A 16,525-nucleotide genomic window follows, 5' to 3' on the forward strand; every position below is an offset into this window, starting at 1 on the left:
TTACGAAGCCTTGCTGCCGTGGAACTGTTCGCCCGCATCGCCTAGCTAAGCGCGCCGCCTATTTTTGAACAGGTGGGGTTTATGGAGCGCTTACGATGCCGACTACCTCGGAACATTGCTGGATATGTTCGAAATGGGTGAAACCGAGGCGCGTGATACGCCGTCACAAAATGCGTTCGAAATATCAAATCCCACTCCGGACAACCCTGGCCAGGCATTCCTGAATTGGGTCAAGGAAGGCATCCAGAGCCACAAGCTGATGATCAATGACAGCAAGGCCAAAATCCATACAGTGAGTGGCTGTGTATTTCTAGTCACGCCTGGCATTTTTCAACGCTATGCTCAGGAGTGTTCGGGCATCTCTACAGGTGCCGATCACGAAGGTGGAAAATGGCGTTGGATGCAGAAACAGTTCGAGAGGCTGAGGGCCCACAAAAAGCGCGACGATGGTTTAAATATCTGGCTCTGTCAGGTCGAAGGCCCCCGGAAAAAGGCGAAACTCAAAGGTTATCTTCTAGAAAACTCAGCACTATTTTTCGAAGCCGGGTCCATACCTGCCGACAACCCCTTTCTTAAACTCGAAAAATAGTAACTTTCCATAGCTTCTACTGGAGTGATTGGTAGCGGCCAACATATTTGGACCTGCAGTATCCAAGGCCAGCGTAAACCAGCTTACTCAACGGCTAAGCTGATTCGAAACGCCAAGGTAGTTCGCAGCGACCCTCCAGCTCACAATAATTACATCAAGATAAGTAATTAGCAGATACTGTGCAATGTGAAAATCAGGCCCTAAAAATTCCGTCGCCGAGTTGTGTATCACGGAAGGGGAAAATTAATCCCCTCCGCGATGACTTACTAATTCAGGAATGGCTCGACCGGCACTACCACACCAAATTTTTCCAACTGCAGAAACTTTGCGCCCAAAACCTCAGCTGGAATCTTACGCTGCAGAAGGCCGAAGAAGTTTTCATCGTGTGTGGAGATGATAATTTGTTTATCAAACTGTAGACAGATACTGCGCAAAAGATCAATGGTTGAGAGAATATTGATGGAGTCCATCGACTGGATAGGATCATCGATCATCACGACATCGATCGAATTACCCTGATCATCCTTGGCATGAAGCGCGCCGGCCAGAAACACACTGAGACTGAGGATGTTGGACTGAGCAGCGCTGAAGTACAGGATTGGAGAAATCAAAACCCCGTCTTCGTCACTCACGACAATATTCAAACCGGGCTTATCAGAGTCAAAATACGGCTTGAATTCTACCTTCTTAAAGGATGGGTGCGGGTCAATTTTTTTGTAGATAACGTTGATGAGATCTTCATAGAAGAAATTATTAATCATTGTCTTCAGCTGTTCGATCACGGTCGACCGCTCCGAACTCAGGAGAATATCAACCTGGCTTCGCTGATCCAGCTTCACTTCCAATTCAGCCAACTCATCTTGAAGGGATAACCGCTTGATGTAGGGTTTAAAGGAAGCCATCAACTCCAACAGTAGTTGGAAACTATTTTCAGCGGTTGCAAGTTGCTCGGTACGCAAGCGACGGGTCTGGAGCTCACCGGCGATCAGTGCTTTGACTTGGTCTAGACTATCCTCTAAGCGAACAACCATCAAAGCGGCAAGGCTTTCATAGAAAGCATTGATTGCGGACTGAGCGCGAGCCAATTCCAGATCAAGCCCATCTTTCTGAGATCGAAGCTGGGCAAAACTCACCCATGTCCCATCGGCCACCATCTTCTGCTGGAGCGCACTGCACTGAGTCGTCAGTTTATCAGTAGCGGCCTTGGCGTTAGCAAGTTGAGATTCAAATTTGCTCTTCTCGGCCTGACAATATTCAGCCAACTGGGCTGAATTGATACCGTTATTAACCAGGTATTGAGAGACAAGAAGATAGGACGCTTGAAACTTAAGGCTATCGACTTCCGTTGTCAGCACCTGCAAATCTGCATCAATCCGTGAAACCTTTCGATTGAGCTGTACAATCTCTTCAGACAACTCGGTTTGGCGTTTTACAAGTCCGGAACGTTTGAGTGAAAGCTGAGCGATCTCGCCTTGAGCACGGGTCAAGAGCTCATCCAGTGCGAGACTCCATACGGTCTTATCGAGTGTGTTGACTCTGTCCTCTAGGGCGCGTTTTTCGACCTCCAGATCAGACTTTTCTCGTTCAATTAGCTCCAGTCTTGCACTCAATTCCTTGATTGTTCCGCGAAGGTCAGCCAACTGCTGCCCATGTGCCTCTTCTGCCACTCGCGTGATAAATTTCATTTCATCCAGCAGCTGCTTACGACGTGTTTCCGACTGTGCGAGGAGTTCCGCGTTTTCTTGACTAAGTCGCGACAGCAGAGTCTGCGATTTAACTTTTAGCCTGAGCTTGTCGGCATCTTCGTGGGGGGCACTGCACAGCGGGCAAATATTTGACGGCCATGCACTGAGGTAGTCAAGGCCGGTGGAAATCAAACGTTCATGCACACCCATCTGGTTAGCCAAGGCTGTTTGAGTCGCATGCACAGTTTTGTCATGGAGATCAATAGATTCCAACTCAGTAAAACATTTGATCAAGCGCTCAATATTCTGTTGACTTAAATATTTAGTGCCTTCAACCGCAGACAAGATAAAGTTTGCAGTAAGTTTGAAACCTGACACTTGCTTCAAGTTGGCTTGAAGGCCATCTAACTTTGCTGTGTCCAAGCGAACCGAAACCTCTTTCTCAGCAATTTGCTGAGAGATCAATTCTATTCGCGCACGATGAGACGTTAACTCTGCATATATCGGTCCAGCATTATCGATGGAGTTCCTAAGGAACGAAGCGCGATCATCAGCCTCTTTGAGTTCCTGGGTAAGATCGCTCAAGGCCTTTGCAAACCCTGACAACTGTGCGGCATAACCTGATCGGCTATCTCCCAGCGTTATTTGACGTTTGGCGATCTCATTGAGGCGTGTTTCAGACTGAAAGAACCCAACGGAATGATTGATTACATCAAGAATATCTGTGGAGCGCTGACTCGCTTCTAGGACATCGTTTGTGCTTTTTTCATGAGCGTTCAGCAGCTCCTGATAGCCGCCAGCATCTTTTACACCCTGGTCAAGACGCGCTGAAATAGCTTTCTGCTCGACGAGAAATTGACTATTAAGTTCAATCTCAGGAATCTTTCCCAATCTATCAGCAAGAGTGTCAACCGCCCGGACATTAGTTTCACGCTCTACGTTTAATTCATGCTGTCGGGAGATAAGGCTTGCATTCAGTGCATGTTCAGCCTGGGCGGAAAATTTCTCGTCCGCAAGCAAGATGTTCTCACCAGCAGCGTTGAGCTGTGTAGCTAGTGTGTTGAAACTATCAAAGATGGAGAGGTCAACAGGCTGATCCAGCTCGGCGATAATGGCTTCACGCTGAGAATCCAAAGCCAGCAGCTCAGATTTATTATCAAGGATAAGCGCAGTCAATTCCTTGCGGGCCTTTTCAGTTTCCCCTCCGAAATTTTCCATGAACTTCGTATAGCGTTCTTGCGGCTTCGCCTCCCGGAGGAATCTGTCAATCTCATCTTGACTTAAGATGACACGCCGAAAATAATCGTTCTCGCGTCCTTTTTCTCCAAAACGCAAGTCGCGTCCATTAATGCGTATCTTTCCCAACTCTCGTGTAAAAGGAGTAGGCAGCGTAGTTGAAACAACCACCTGAGTTTTAACGTCGTCGTCGACGTATTTATTTCGAAGAATCTCCTGCCCCTTGTCCACATCCTTGGTCGCGCGGGCGGCGCCTTCATAATTAGCTCTATTGTAGTCGCCACCTAAACGCTCCAAATGATTCGTGACCGCCCATTCGACAGCATCATAAAACGAGCTTTTACCAAATCCATTAGGAGCAAATATCGCAACAAAATTAGAAGGAAGATCATCAGCATTCGTAAAATCGAATGTGCCTTCTGATTTAATTTTGTAAGCACGAAATGCTTCAATTTCAACCTTTTTGATTTTCATTTTTTATTCAGAGATTCTATGATTTCATTTATCATTGACGCGCGCTTTTCCTTGGATTCAATTTTTTGATCTAACGGCGCGCCCCGAACAAATTTCTCCAGCGACAATAATGGTTCCCGGGTTTCCGCAACACGAGGATCCAGCGTCAAATCTGTTCCTAAGAGCTGCTCTTCCAAACAGTCAGTCAATTGCTCTACCGTGGGCAGTTCAGCATACCCATCAATTATCAATTTACGAGCAGAGTATTTATTGTTCTCGATCTGGTATTTATCCCAAATCGGCACAGTGCCGATCGTCACAAAAGCGATATACACGTTCCACACTGCGAGGTTTCCCGGAGGCTGGTGGTGAACCGAAACAAGGTTTTGGATCACCCGCCAATTTTTTACGATAACTGATGATTCTTTACAAAGGCAGGCAATACACGAAATATAGGACAGCGAATCATCTGAGCGAAACATGTGAAACGCCATGTCACCAAACTCAGCGGCGAGAAATCCAAAGTCGTAGTCTTTAGCTAATAATTTCATTCAAATTTTTCCTGAGCTCTAGCAGTTGATCCCTACCCGGCGCCAAGCTGCGATAGTCAGACTCTTTTTCGATGACACAGCTGTTGCGCAAACCTTCCAGGTGAGTCAATTTATAACTGGTGTAAATTGCACTCTCAACTTCATCAATGGAAAATGGTTGGCTGGGGACGATTGCTATGTTACCAATCACATTCTTAAGCATGAAATCTTTAGGAAAAGGTTTCGCAGCAGAATCAGGCGAGGCAACCACGAGGGTGCCATCTTTGTCGAGTAACTTACGCGCGATTTTGAGAATTTCATCCAATCGGCGGAGCCAGTTAGTGCCATCGTTGGTGTACAGCATACGACGTTTCTTATCAATCCCGCTGATATAGCCGTTATCTGCACTTCCAATACCGTCGATGAGTGCGGATATCACAACGAACTCTAAATATGCGACCCACAACTCTTGAGCCTCCAGCACGCTGGACTCCTCCGCATCGAGCAATAACTGGACATCATAGCGCCTCATGATTTCGTAAGGCGGCGGCATTCCGTTCTTTATTAACAAATCTGCGAAATCAAGCAATGCGGATTTCAGATGCTGAACATTACTCGGATCATACACATTGAACGCGAAAATACGGTTCCGCATTCTCGAAAAGCACTCCATGTGTGGCGGAATCATCGGAGCACTTGAATGGAGGGTAAGGAGTTCGGTGTATCGAGCGAGGCCATGACAATCGACGCGGCCATACTGGTGATCCAGGCAACTGGCCTCCATCTCGAATTCCACACCCACCAGATACGGACAATCGTCATCTATATGGTATACGCCACCTCCAGACATCCCTTGAATAATTTCCTTACTAGGAATACCCGCCAACTCCAGGGTTATAAGATCGTTGACCACGCTGGCCGCGTGGCCATTCCGATGCTTGATTGGAGTTGCACTCGCCCTTTCCGCTTTTGGGAGGCCCACAAAAGTAAGGTTGGCCTGCGGTGGCAAATGAGCAGCATTCCAGGATTTCTGAGATAGGCCCGCCTGATGCGTAATTTTCAATATCGCGCAATCCAAGGATTCCTGCTGACCAATTTTGGGGAAGACCAAGACGCCCAGCACTTCAATGGCGTTCTGATTATGGTCAACTACCACGTTTCGGGCAGCGTCTTCAAAAACGGCGTGCCTGGCCGTGAGCACGTAGGAAAATTCCTGAGTCATGGCATTCACCAGAACACCGCTTCCGCCATTAACCATTACACAGTATGACTGCATAATTTCCGAAACTGTCTTATTAGAATCTGATTTCATCATCGAGCACTTCTAGCCGAGAGGAGTATTCCTCAATTTCATGAGCTAATAGCAGCGGAGCAACCACATGATCATAATTAAAACATACTTTACCCTGCGTAGATTTTATGATCCTGGCGATCGTCCTTTTGTTCGGAAGCCCATGCCTAGATCCATCAGTGGACACAATATAAATCGGCGAATCCAGAAGCCCCAACAAATCGCTACTGGTATTGTATTGGCTTCCATGATGCGATAATTTTACAAGCTCCAATTGGAGCTTGTTGGTTTCGCTGTGGTCAAAAGCCCGTAAGCTTTCGCACACTACGCCATCGTGTGCATCGCCTAGAAAAAGCATGCGCCTACCATCTGCTTCGAGTATAAATGCTATAGAGCTGCCGTTGTAAATAGAGGCATCCGAATGAAACTTATCGTCTGACCAGATATCTTGAAAAGCTAAATGATAGTCAGTGTTGTGCGCCGAGGTCTTTCCTGAATCAACTTCGAAAGGCCATATATTCAATAACTTCACAAGTTGCTCACGACTAGGCGACAAAACCTTGAACGTAAAGGGGCCAGCCTTATAAGTTTGCCCTGCCATTACAAGCGGAGCTCGAACGCAGCCAATCTTATCAAGCAATTCTTCCAGGTCTTTTCCTTGCTTGACCGATGTTTGCGGATCGTCATCAAGCAGCTTAATATTATTTTCGGGTATTTCGGGTACATCAAAATGACGTGTGATCAATCGCGAAGAATTAAACCAGATGGATTTGACCATATCACCTAGATAACCAGGTTTCTCAAAGGCTTTGATAAATCCATTGATATGATCGTCATCAATGTGAGTGAGGATGGCTAGATCGATCTGCTGCCCTTTGGCTTTCAAGTCATCGAGGGTATTGCACAGCGCACCGGCGTAAAGCTGCCGTGGCCCATGCCTGAAGGTCGTAGACGTACCTCCATCTATCAGCAGATTGAACACCCCGCCAGGCCCCTCATGGCTGACGAGAATGCAGTCTCCTTGCCTCGCTTTGAGAACGCGGACGATTATAGCCATCAGGACTCCCTGTCACTGCCTGGCTCTGCCAGGCTGTCAAGATGCCAGTAGCATAGGCCCTACGCGGAAGACTTCCAAGGGAAGCGTCCAAGCCAATTTCTGGCGTCAGACAACCGACAGAGTTTTCCCTTCATTTCGTACAGTGCGTAGACACTAGTCAGATAACAACAGATCTTTATGCTGACTAACCGCGCGACAGTCTACGAGTCCCTTTGCGCCTTACTACCGAGTCACTCCATTTCCCCTAACATATCGGCAAACGTCATGATAGGCATGACCTTCTTCCGCCGGAGCGACCACGGCTCAAAGGTGTCATCGATGAGTGGTATCCCGGTTCGATGGGTCATCATCCACAAAAGTCAACGTCGGCTTCGCCCTGCTTGGAAGACAGCCAAGAACGGCCGGATGAAGATAGTGCCCAGCGAGAGAGCTGAGCATCATCTGTGGAGAGGTCATCACTGTCTTCAAACAACGGGTGGCTCGCCGCCAAAAGACCGTGCTTGATGGCCAGCGACCATGCCATCCCTAGATCGTCGAGCATAGATAACGCAAGCGCCACGCGAGACTCGGAGGTATTCGTACCGCGAAGGGCTTCCAAAGAGTCAGCATCGCAGTAACGAGCCAGCTTCGCGCCAAGCACCAGAAGCAGCGGCGCAGCTAACTGCGGATCGATGTGGTCTACCGCTCGATGAATCACCGACCAAGGCACTAGATTGAGCTCGGAGGACATGCAGCGCGCCACCGAGGATTGTGTCGATTTGCCGCCGCGTCTCCTCATGGGTCATACCTTCGATCAGGGCGAAACGACCGGCTAGGCTAAGTTTCCCCGCCGCATCGAGATTGAGATTCTTAGGGAGGAAGGCAGCATCAGACTTCTGCTCAGGATAACTGACTCGTCCCTTGGCCAAATCACCATCTACGCTGGAGTTGGTGATGAAGACATAGCGACGACTGCTATCGGCAAGCAGCAGAGCTTTGGCACGAGATCGCGGCTTCGGCCCTTTGACCCCCTTCCCCCCCTTTTCGTTGACTACGCTCGCAAACTCCTTGGCGCTCCAGGCGCCAGCGCCCTTGAACTTGATTTGCACATGCAGTTCGCCGCTAGCGGTGATCTTGAGGCTGGCGTCGGCCGCTTCCTCCGGCACTGCTAGGCGCGCCATTACGTCGTCGTGAGACGCTGGCTCCACCACCACCTGGTCTGTGACGGCACCCGGACCAAACATTAGGCGCAACGCCACCCAGACAGTCACCAATTTCTGGTAGTCGTAGCCGTAGTAGGACGCGTTGGCCCCACCTTCGTCATTTCTTATGGTCATAGAGATGCTTGTCCGCTCAAGATGGTGCAACCGGTTAGTACTCGGGTGTCTAAGTGGCCCTATGCATCGGTGATAAACAAAAAGGTCTCAATAGTCCCATTCACCGTAGGGGTCTTGCTCGTAACGCCAATCCCTGATGACGATATCGCCGTTTATAACTAGCGGCTCGACCTCAAAGGTGACACAGCCGATTTTGTGGGCCTCCAGAGTATCCGGGATATACGCAAGACCAGACGGGAAAGGCCCATTGCCGATGATGGGGTCGTCCTCTGTCCTTTCCTGATAAGGAATGATGGCGAGCACACGTGAAAACAGAACAATGTTGATCCCATCCTGGTGCTGAACAGAGGCAAACATCACTCCATCAATAGGCGGCTCAACCTGCGTAGAAAGGTATTCTGCAATCACTTGGGTCAGTAAATATTCATGTTCTTGGTCAGGCGTGACCGGCGAACTAATTTTACTGTGCAAGGTGCGTAGAAACTGTCTTCGCTCCATATTCATTCGATACGCCGGATCAAAACAACTCATAGGCTGAGAATCGAATATGTTCTCCAACACACCAAAATCGAGCACCCGGGCATCCCGTAATAACTGAAACGCCCCCGTTAGCACCATACCGCCCACCGATGGGCGCAACTCGGCGATGCACGTGTCTCGATCAAATGCGCCATAAAACACAGGAACGCCAACAGGATTCATTCTTCCTGCACGCGCCTTTTCCTTGGGAGGTGCCGCTAGTTCAGTTTCCGGGGAGACAAGAATGTTTTTAGGATCCGATGACGGTGGGCAGTAGCGCCCTCGATACAGTTCCCAACCATCTTCTACTTCAAACAATCGCACCACCTCCTGGCTGTTTTCGTCTTTGAGGTGATGAATACCTTTAAACAACCAATCGAGGAACGCTTTACCGTGATCGTTAAAGAAGCGGCTGCGGTGCATCACACCACTTTTGAATTCTTGCCATTTTTCCTCAACTTCTGTCGGTCGGATACTGCGCCGCATGTACAGCGCATCAGCCTCAAAACGTGGTTCACCGCCTCTTTTCAAGTCACATTCAGAGCAAACAGTGAGCAACTCGACAACGGCAGCAATGACGGAGCCTTCACTATCGTCGCACTCAAGCATTTCCGCGACGATGAGCGCCAAGGGATTTCCGGCGCGAATGTAGCGTCCCAGATCCCCAGCACCGCAAGTTCTGATGACCGGATCAGTCCCGTAGAAATTGTAAAGAATCTCTGCAATATCATCCGCTAAAACCTCAATGGCTATGCAGGGCCGCACATGCTTACAGACCGAACACTTGGCCATATCGCATTGATCACGAATACGTTGCCGAAGAAAGATATCCCCCACACAGCCATCACATACAATTTCTACGCTGTCTTTCAAATCATACCCCTTGAAAGCATCTATCCTAGAACCACTATTTCTGAGCCGGATGCACCGCTTGCAGATGGTTGGAAAAACCTGCCTCAGTTTCACAACGCCAAGTCGCCCACAGCTTGCATCCCGTCTCGCCCCCCATGTCCAACTCAAACGCCAACCAGTTCCGGGCCGGCATCACATACCGATTAAAACCGGGGAACAACATCATCTCGACACAGTGCTGCACATCGATGGATTGGACCTTGCTGGCGGTATGGTTCAGCAACTGAAGAAAAAGCCGTTCGGCCACTCCAATCAACGACGGATGCACCACACCTGACGAAGTAAATTGCTGAATCTGCGCCCAGTTCGACGTCGGTGGAATATCCCGACGATAGCAACTGCCCCACGCCGCGACATGCACGTCCCCAGAAGCAATAGATACACGCAGCATTCTCTGCTCAGCAATACGAGTCAGCGACTCCAGGAGTCGCTTACGCTCCCCCTCGTGATCCCCGTGCGACCAATGATCCTTAAGGTCATCAGCATTACTGTCGAGCACATGATCCTGCCCAAACGTATCGAGCAACCCTTCAGCCAGCGACAATTTGGGGTGCGCGACCGGAACCGAGGACATGAAGATCAAGTGCTGACATTTGCTTCCCGGATGAGCAGGCTTACCGTCACGGAGCGTGTTGAGCCAAGCCTGCATAGCAGTCCAGGTATCGGCCCCAAGTACTTGGGTACGTGAACGCTCAGTGCGCAGATCAGCAACAAACAACGATACCGGCCCCAAGTGATAGCCGAAACTAAAGCCCGGTTGACGATCCAAGAGCGGCAAGGCCAATCGGTCTCCCTTTAATCGGGCACTCCATTGCACCGGCTCATACTGTGGGTCCTGCTGGGAAACGTTTGCACGTTGCAGCAATTGCAATGGCGGCAAATCATCAAGGGCATGCTGCAACTGAAACACCCAGAACGCCTTGCGCGCATGACGCCTCAGCACCTGGAACAACTCGCAGTGCTGCATAGCCGGACTGTAGGAACCCCAACCGTCGAAGATGTCATGGTCGTCCCACATCATCACCGTAGGAATTCTCGCCATCGCATCAGCGGCATCAAGGTTCGGTTTGGGGTGCCCCCAGTCACGCCGCGTATCTGGCAGCCAACGATTGGCATAGAGCCCGAAATAGTAGGACTCGATGTCTTTCTCCAGCGCCACGCTTACCTTGAACGCCAATTGCTCCTTGCGCGACAGTCCGACCCATTTCTTGAGGGACTTCACATCCTCCCAAATCGAGTCAAAGTAAATTTGGTCGCCCCCCATCAGCAGCAATTGGAACCGCTTCAAGCCCTTGTCATGAATTCGTCCTTCATGCCAAAGCTGTTCCTTGTCCAGCACGTAACCTGCAGCACGCAAGTCACTGTCATGATTGCTGATCAGGTCAGCCCAGACGGCGTTTTCAGGGCGCACCAACTTGCGCATCCCACTAGGGTCCGAAAAGCCATTGCAAGAGACGTAGGCCATTCTTGGGGCATAGTCTCGACCGGGAATGGAGAACTGCCATTGCGGCCCTCCCTGCCCGACACCAAACTGAACCGTTCGCTCCTGCGCATGCTGATCACAGCTCAGGTCGTAACGAAGGATGGTTTCTTTCGGACGCTCCAGCAAAACCTTCGGCGCCGGACAAGCCTGGCCGTCAACAGAGAGAACAGGAAATGCAGCGCCAGCTAGAACTCCGACTAACGCGGTCACCTGCCACTGCCCGGTTTTGGTGACGCCTCGGAAGGACAACACGGGCCCCACAGTAAAAAGTGCTTTTGACATCCCTGTTATCTCCCTTCAAGTTCAGCGGCAATAACTTTGACAATCTTGGCGCGTGAAGCGGCTCTCTTGGCCAGGATTTGCGCTTCACCTGTTTGATCCAACCATTCCCTAAAACGCTGGAGCGCATGGCGCGTTTGCGACGCATCGCGACAGTTGGCCAGGAAGGCAAACTGTACTTTCTGTACATCATCAGCGACAAAAATACCGAAGGAACCGCTGACAACCGTAGCATCAGGAAAGCCTAACAACGCAGTGGCCTGAGTCTCTGTCGCTCCACGGTGACAGGCGATCAAATGCAACGGTCCTTCTGCACCTTTCAATAGATCAGCATGCTCATGGTCACGCAGAAAAGGCTTACCCACCAGCTCACGCGCAGCAGCGACCGTGAACGCAGCCGGGATTGCATGGACAAAAACAACGACATTCACCCCAACAATTGGAACAATGGCGAACGCTTCGCTAGCAGGGTCTTTGCCACCATTGAGCGCCTGCAGTAACACCGTTTCCATCGCTCGTTTGCGCTGACGGAAATCCATTCGTGTCCAATCCAGCGCCTGGCCCATATCGAAACGGCTCGAAGCCGCGGAGGTTACACCACGCTGGGTCAGAACTACCAACGCATCAAGAAGCGCTTCCTGAACACGGGTACGCAGTTGATCCACGGTAGAAACCATTCCCCCCCTGAAGGGTGTCTGTTGTGCAACAAACGTCTGGAAGCGCTGGTTACGTGCAGCCTCGGCTTCCCGGCTATCGCCTGCTGGGATATTTGGCATAGCGATGAAGCGCACCTTCCCCCGAGTGGTGGCAAGTCCCTCCATGTACTCCGCGTGGCAGATACCAATGTCGCCGTCACTGCTAGCCCACCCGGCATTGCCATTGGACAACACAAGCAGCACATCGCAATCCCTGACCGCCTGCAAACAGGCATCCCAACTGTCCTGCATGCCATCCGCAGGAGGTGCATCTTCGTTAATCCAAACTTCAAACACCCGCTTGCCAAACAGCTTGGTGCCTTCTATCTCACGCTTAAGCTGCTCTCGGATACTGCTGAGTGTTTGATCGCTGTCAGCGGGAAAGCGGTCGTTACAACGACTGGACAGCATTACTTTGATTCTCTTTGACTGGGCCATCCCTGCTCCTGCCCCAATTCCGAGGCTTCAAAATTCTTTGATCAATGAATAGACGCGGCGTTGGCAGTGGTCGATTACCTGCTACAGACAAGTCCGATTGGCGGTGCCTAAACACCTGCCCGGTTATTGGGCGCCGATGTGGTGACGTACTTACCGGGCTCAGGTGAGTTAAATGTTAGGTCGCATTTAGTACGCGATGCTGCTTATGCTGAGCGTCCGCTTTTGGCTATGGATTCAACCGGTCCTTCATGACTTAAAAGCGAATCATATACGCATAGCTCCGACCCTGAGAGCATGGCTTCTGACAGTAACTGCTGGCGCTGAAAACGGCACCTAGTCGAGCTAATATTTCAGAATTGAATCAGGTCTAAATTTGTTCCTGAAGTTCTTTATAGGCTCGCTTGATATCCCATCGAGACAGAGATGCCCTCGCTCGATGTGCAGTTGCATGTAGCCTACAACAAGCGAATCGACGGCCACACCCACATGGACACGGTAGCTTGTTAGCCCTTCTGCGCTTCCTTGAAAGCAGATCAAGCAATCCCATGAGGACGCCAGTATCCTTCACTCCAAATATCATCCTGTAGTCGTCGATCAGCCCCTGGGAACCATGTGCAAGCTCCCCGAAAGGAAAATTAGCAATGTCCCTCTCCCTTAATGACTGCGCATACAGAAATGGCACCAAACACAGCTCGACAAACCGAGTAAGCGTCGGTGTGGCACCCAGCTGCAGCCGTTGGCTAAGCGGTGATCCTAGGCACAATGAGCTATCCGGATTTACGTGATTATCCCTGGCAGATGAAATTCTTCCTCCAGTCTCGTAGATGACAGGAAGCGCCTTGTCTAACGAATCAACGATGTCGATCCGTATCCGGTACTCGTCAGTTATATCGGGAAGCCCCGCAGCTGACGCAGAAAATGGCAATCGGCCGACAAGTGAAATCGTTCCGTACACCGTCGGCCTAAACCTCATACGCGGGTAGTCGGCCAAAAATGATTCGATCATCGAACCATGCTTAATCAACCGTTGCTAACCCAAGGACGAGGCGGCTGAGAAACTACAATGGCAGGGGCGGCGACCTGAGGCGGTGCTGACGCAATGCCCAGAGCGGCGGTCGAGGTCGGCGTTTCGAAACAATCCTCGATGTGCTCCACCAGACGTTGCCCATCCAGATCCCTGATTTGCTTGAAATCTTGAAGAGCCTGGCGAACCCAAAGGTGGAAGTGCTCTTTCAATCGATCTTTCTCCCCCTCAGGCATCTTCCAGCGATCGGCGAAGTTCTCCTTAGGGTTCACCGGGTTCGGCACAGTGTCGGAATTACTGGCCACAAAGGTACTAAGGGCAGCGAGGCACGAGGCGACGGCTTCCTTCAATGAGCCACCTGGCTGATAGGCTTGCGCCGCCAGCGTGGTGATGATGACTGAAATTGGTTTTGAGTCGGGATTGTCACGGTACATCACATCACGATGACGCTTGAGCAATTGAATTGCCCGCTGAAGATTTGTCTTTCGTTGATAAAATGGGACCTCATCAACTTGCGCTTCCATCGTGACTAATTCTTTCTCAAAAACTGGCTCTGACTTGGACTCGAACCATTTGCAGTAACCGTCCGGATTGCTGACCATCCAGCCAGCGTTGACGTCCTTATAATCTGGACGGCGTTTGTCGGTAATGTAGACTGCAAGATTAGAAACGTCCTGAGCTAGTACCTGCTTGACGCCATAGCTCTCCATGGTGATAGCCAGCTCCTGGCGCCTACCTTCTTCCACGGGAACTCCGGGCACAACGTCCATATGGAAGCTGACCCCATCTTGATAGTAGAGACGCCAGCATCGATTCTTTTCTTCCAGAGCTTCCTGAATACGCTTGGCTTCGCGGTACCCCTCCAACTCAATTCCCACCAACTCCTTCAGATCCGACTGGCTGTGGGTCTGCGGGTAAATCCCCTCCCTCAGTTTGCACGACAGATCCAAGTCGTAGCTCTCTCCAGCAAGCAACGGACGGATGGCCGTACCCAAAGCGAACGATCCTTGAACAAAAATGTGAGGATCGTTCGTGGCGACGGTTGATTCAGGTCGGCTGAACCACTCGCCCAGTGATTTATACCGCTGTATCGCTTTCTCATAAGCACTAGGCGGAAGCTCTAAAGCATCTACTGCGACAAGCAAGCTGCGTTCTTCAATATCCATGCGGAAAGCCCTCATGAAGGTAATGTTGAAAAGATGTTGCTTGTAATCAGCAGGCATCCAACTGGAGCACGCTGCCAGGTGCATGCGGCGGCACGCTAATCGCATGCCTATCCAAAGTGAAGGCGTGGAACGGCAAGGTTTTAGGAGCCATTTGGAACATGTGGATTCGCGGGTGCAAACGCGACTGAAGCTTCATGCCGAGAGCAAAAATTGCCGCCGCAGGGGCGATCGTACAAATTGAAATTTCTGAAGCGTGGAGCACATCGACCGCATATGCCCATGCTTCCTGGCAGGTATTTCTGAATCTCTCCATCGCCTCTTTGGGTGCCACAACATCAACACCATAGGTGGTGGAAAAAATCCGTATGCGAGACATGTTCAGCATTTCCGCCGTTAGCGCTGCATCGGTGATTTCTGAGGTGATCTCCAGCGTGATCAAGACATGCGAGCCAACTTTCACGCCTGGGGGCTTAGTCCACTCGAATTCCACAGCAGGCTCGGAATCGTCAGGGCGTACCCAGGTTCCCGGGTTACGTCGGAAGCTAAACAGCTCTACTCGTCTCGCTTCTCCCACCAACCAGCCGCCTAGCAGCATTGCCGGCATGTTGCCTAGTGGGAAGACTGCGAGCTCCTGGGCTTGAGCACCGAACGCACCATCGCCCCTGATCGCGGTATGGATGTGGAGAATTTGTGCCCGGAAAACTCGCAAGAAGTTAGCCCAATATCCGGGATCGTTTACATCGTTACCGCCTTGGGCATCGCGTAAGAGATATTCGGCCACACGTTCGCTCGCAGGCGTAAGGTGCGCGGCCAACAAGGCCTGTCGGCCATCGTGCTGTGAGTATGTCGTTGTGCGACCGGCGATATCACCTATGAATGCCAAGGCATGCACAATCGGGTAAGACAAACTAGCTGCTTGATTGGTACGCCAGTTGACCCTAGTGGCGACCATTCCCTGGAGTCGTTCCCGGCTAAAACTATCCGGATCGACCTTATCGATCAGCCGATGATGGATGTCACAACACAGCATGATATTCGAGGGTGACTGCGCCAGTTCTGCTGACAGGTGGTCATCACCGCGCGGGCCTTTTGGCTTGGCTGCAACGATGTGGGCGAGGTAACCATAGTACCCGTAGTTGCCCAGGTTATCCCTGAACAGCTCAGCGGGGCAGCCCTCGAATTCACAGATCCCGGCTGACCTTGCGAAAACCCAATTGATGACTTCGCCCGGCAGGTTGGGGCGCTTCATGTCTTCCAGCAGAGCGTCGCGCTGCTTCAGAAATGCTTGGACAGCTTTCTTTGTTGCCTTAGCGGGCAGAGATGCAAGCAGTAGAGCCGCGAACAACTCAGTGTTAACAGATACATGTGGTACGTCGTCCATTACCGCATATTCGAGCTTGGCGACGAGTTGTTTGTCGCCTGCCCATTGCAAGACCAGGTCTCTGGATAAAACTCCGAAATCCCCGGTGATGGCTTCTTGCGGATCAGAGGTGGTTGCGTCGAACCGAAAAAAAGCAAACCTCCAGCCACCGGCTTCCGTTGCCAGAACCACGCGACTGGTCGAAGAGTACTGCCATGCCTCAAGCGCGGCACGTAGCTGTTGGTCATACATCGCATCAAGAGGTACCGACACATACCACCCCTACTACCTGCCAAGGTCATGGAAACTAACCAGGACTCTTCAGCTCATGTGCCTAGCGGCGAAGATCAGTTAGCTTTCGACAAAATATGCCATCATCAGATCATAAACACAACATATACCAATATAAAAAACAAAAAGCACAACATGTAGTACCAAGAGAGAAAACCGCAACCGCTCCATGCACAATGCTATCACTGTACATGCAACCAC

The 16,525-nt window shown here is 50.8% G+C and carries 11 protein-coding genes and 1 pseudogene; 1 reads left to right on the forward strand and 11 read right to left on the reverse strand.

Annotated features, from left to right (window positions below):
* Positions 1 to 94: 94 nt before the first annotated feature.
* Positions 95 to 589 (forward strand): annotated as a pseudogene (locus tag C8K58_RS23045) (conjugal transfer nickase/helicase domain-containing protein); the annotation flags it as partial.
* 266 nt (positions 590 to 855) lie between these two features.
* Here C8K58_RS23045 and C8K58_RS23050 read toward each other — a convergent pair.
* The 11 genes from C8K58_RS23050 to C8K58_RS23095 all read right to left on the reverse strand — a co-directional run bounded on the left by C8K58_RS23050 (position 856) and on the right by C8K58_RS23095 (position 16,306).
* Complete coding sequence (locus tag C8K58_RS23050; protein ID WP_108574369.1) at positions 856 to 3,984, reverse strand: AAA family ATPase; 3,129 nt, start codon at positions 3,982 to 3,984, stop codon at positions 856 to 858.
* A complete protein-coding gene (locus C8K58_RS23055; RefSeq protein ID WP_108574370.1) occupies positions 3,981 to 4,514 on the reverse strand; it encodes an ABC-three component system middle component 1 in 534 nt (177 codons plus the stop codon). The genes C8K58_RS23050 and C8K58_RS23055 overlap by 4 nt, the downstream gene beginning before the upstream one ends.
* On the reverse strand, positions 4,498 to 5,715 hold the full coding sequence (locus C8K58_RS23060; RefSeq protein ID WP_256592541.1) for an ABC-three component system protein: 1,218 nt from the start codon (positions 5,713 to 5,715) through the stop codon (positions 4,498 to 4,500). Before C8K58_RS23060 ends, C8K58_RS23055 begins: the two co-directional genes overlap by 17 nt.
* Positions 5,716 to 5,788: 73 nt before the next feature.
* Entirely contained in the window at positions 5,789 to 6,841 is a 1,053-nt protein-coding gene (locus tag C8K58_RS23065) for a ComEC/Rec2 family competence protein (RefSeq protein WP_108574372.1), read from the reverse strand.
* A gap of 346 nt (positions 6,842 to 7,187) precedes the next feature.
* The gene (locus C8K58_RS32345; protein WP_133822144.1) at positions 7,188 to 7,382 is read right to left on the reverse strand and encodes a hypothetical protein; all 195 of its coding nucleotides are present in this window, start codon (positions 7,380 to 7,382) and stop codon (positions 7,188 to 7,190) included.
* 61 nt (positions 7,383 to 7,443) lie between these two features.
* Positions 7,444 to 8,157: a hypothetical protein gene (locus C8K58_RS23070; protein WP_108574373.1), complete on the reverse strand. Its 714-nt coding sequence runs from the start codon at positions 8,155 to 8,157 to the stop codon at positions 7,444 to 7,446.
* Between the two features lie 87 nt (positions 8,158 to 8,244).
* Positions 8,245 to 9,549: an RES family NAD+ phosphorylase gene (locus tag C8K58_RS23075; protein WP_133822145.1), complete on the reverse strand. Its 1,305-nt coding sequence runs from the start codon at positions 9,547 to 9,549 to the stop codon at positions 8,245 to 8,247.
* 34 nt (positions 9,550 to 9,583) lie between these two features.
* The gene (locus C8K58_RS23080) at positions 9,584 to 11,353 is read right to left on the reverse strand and encodes an alkaline phosphatase family protein (protein WP_108574375.1); all 1,770 of its coding nucleotides are present in this window, start codon (positions 11,351 to 11,353) and stop codon (positions 9,584 to 9,586) included.
* A 5-nt stretch (positions 11,354 to 11,358) separates the two neighbouring features.
* A complete protein-coding gene (locus C8K58_RS23085; RefSeq protein WP_108574376.1) occupies positions 11,359 to 12,483 on the reverse strand; it encodes a DUF4062 domain-containing protein in 1,125 nt (374 codons plus the stop codon).
* A 1,020-nt stretch (positions 12,484 to 13,503) separates the two neighbouring features.
* Positions 13,504 to 14,730 carry a nucleotidyltransferase gene (locus C8K58_RS23090; protein WP_218279010.1) on the reverse strand — a complete coding sequence of 409 codons (1,227 nt, stop codon included), beginning with the start codon at positions 14,728 to 14,730 and terminating at the stop codon, positions 13,504 to 13,506.
* Positions 14,720 to 16,306, reverse strand: a complete 1,587-nt coding sequence (locus C8K58_RS23095) for an SAVED domain-containing protein (protein ID WP_133822146.1) — start codon at positions 16,304 to 16,306, stop codon at positions 14,720 to 14,722. The genes C8K58_RS23090 and C8K58_RS23095 overlap by 11 nt, the downstream gene beginning before the upstream one ends.
* Positions 16,307 to 16,525: the final 219 nt, after the last annotated feature.

Origin of the sequence: Pseudomonas sp. GV047 (genome assembly GCF_003058245.1) — a bacterium.
Taxonomy (GTDB): domain Bacteria; phylum Pseudomonadota; class Gammaproteobacteria; order Pseudomonadales; family Pseudomonadaceae; genus Aquipseudomonas; species Aquipseudomonas marginalis.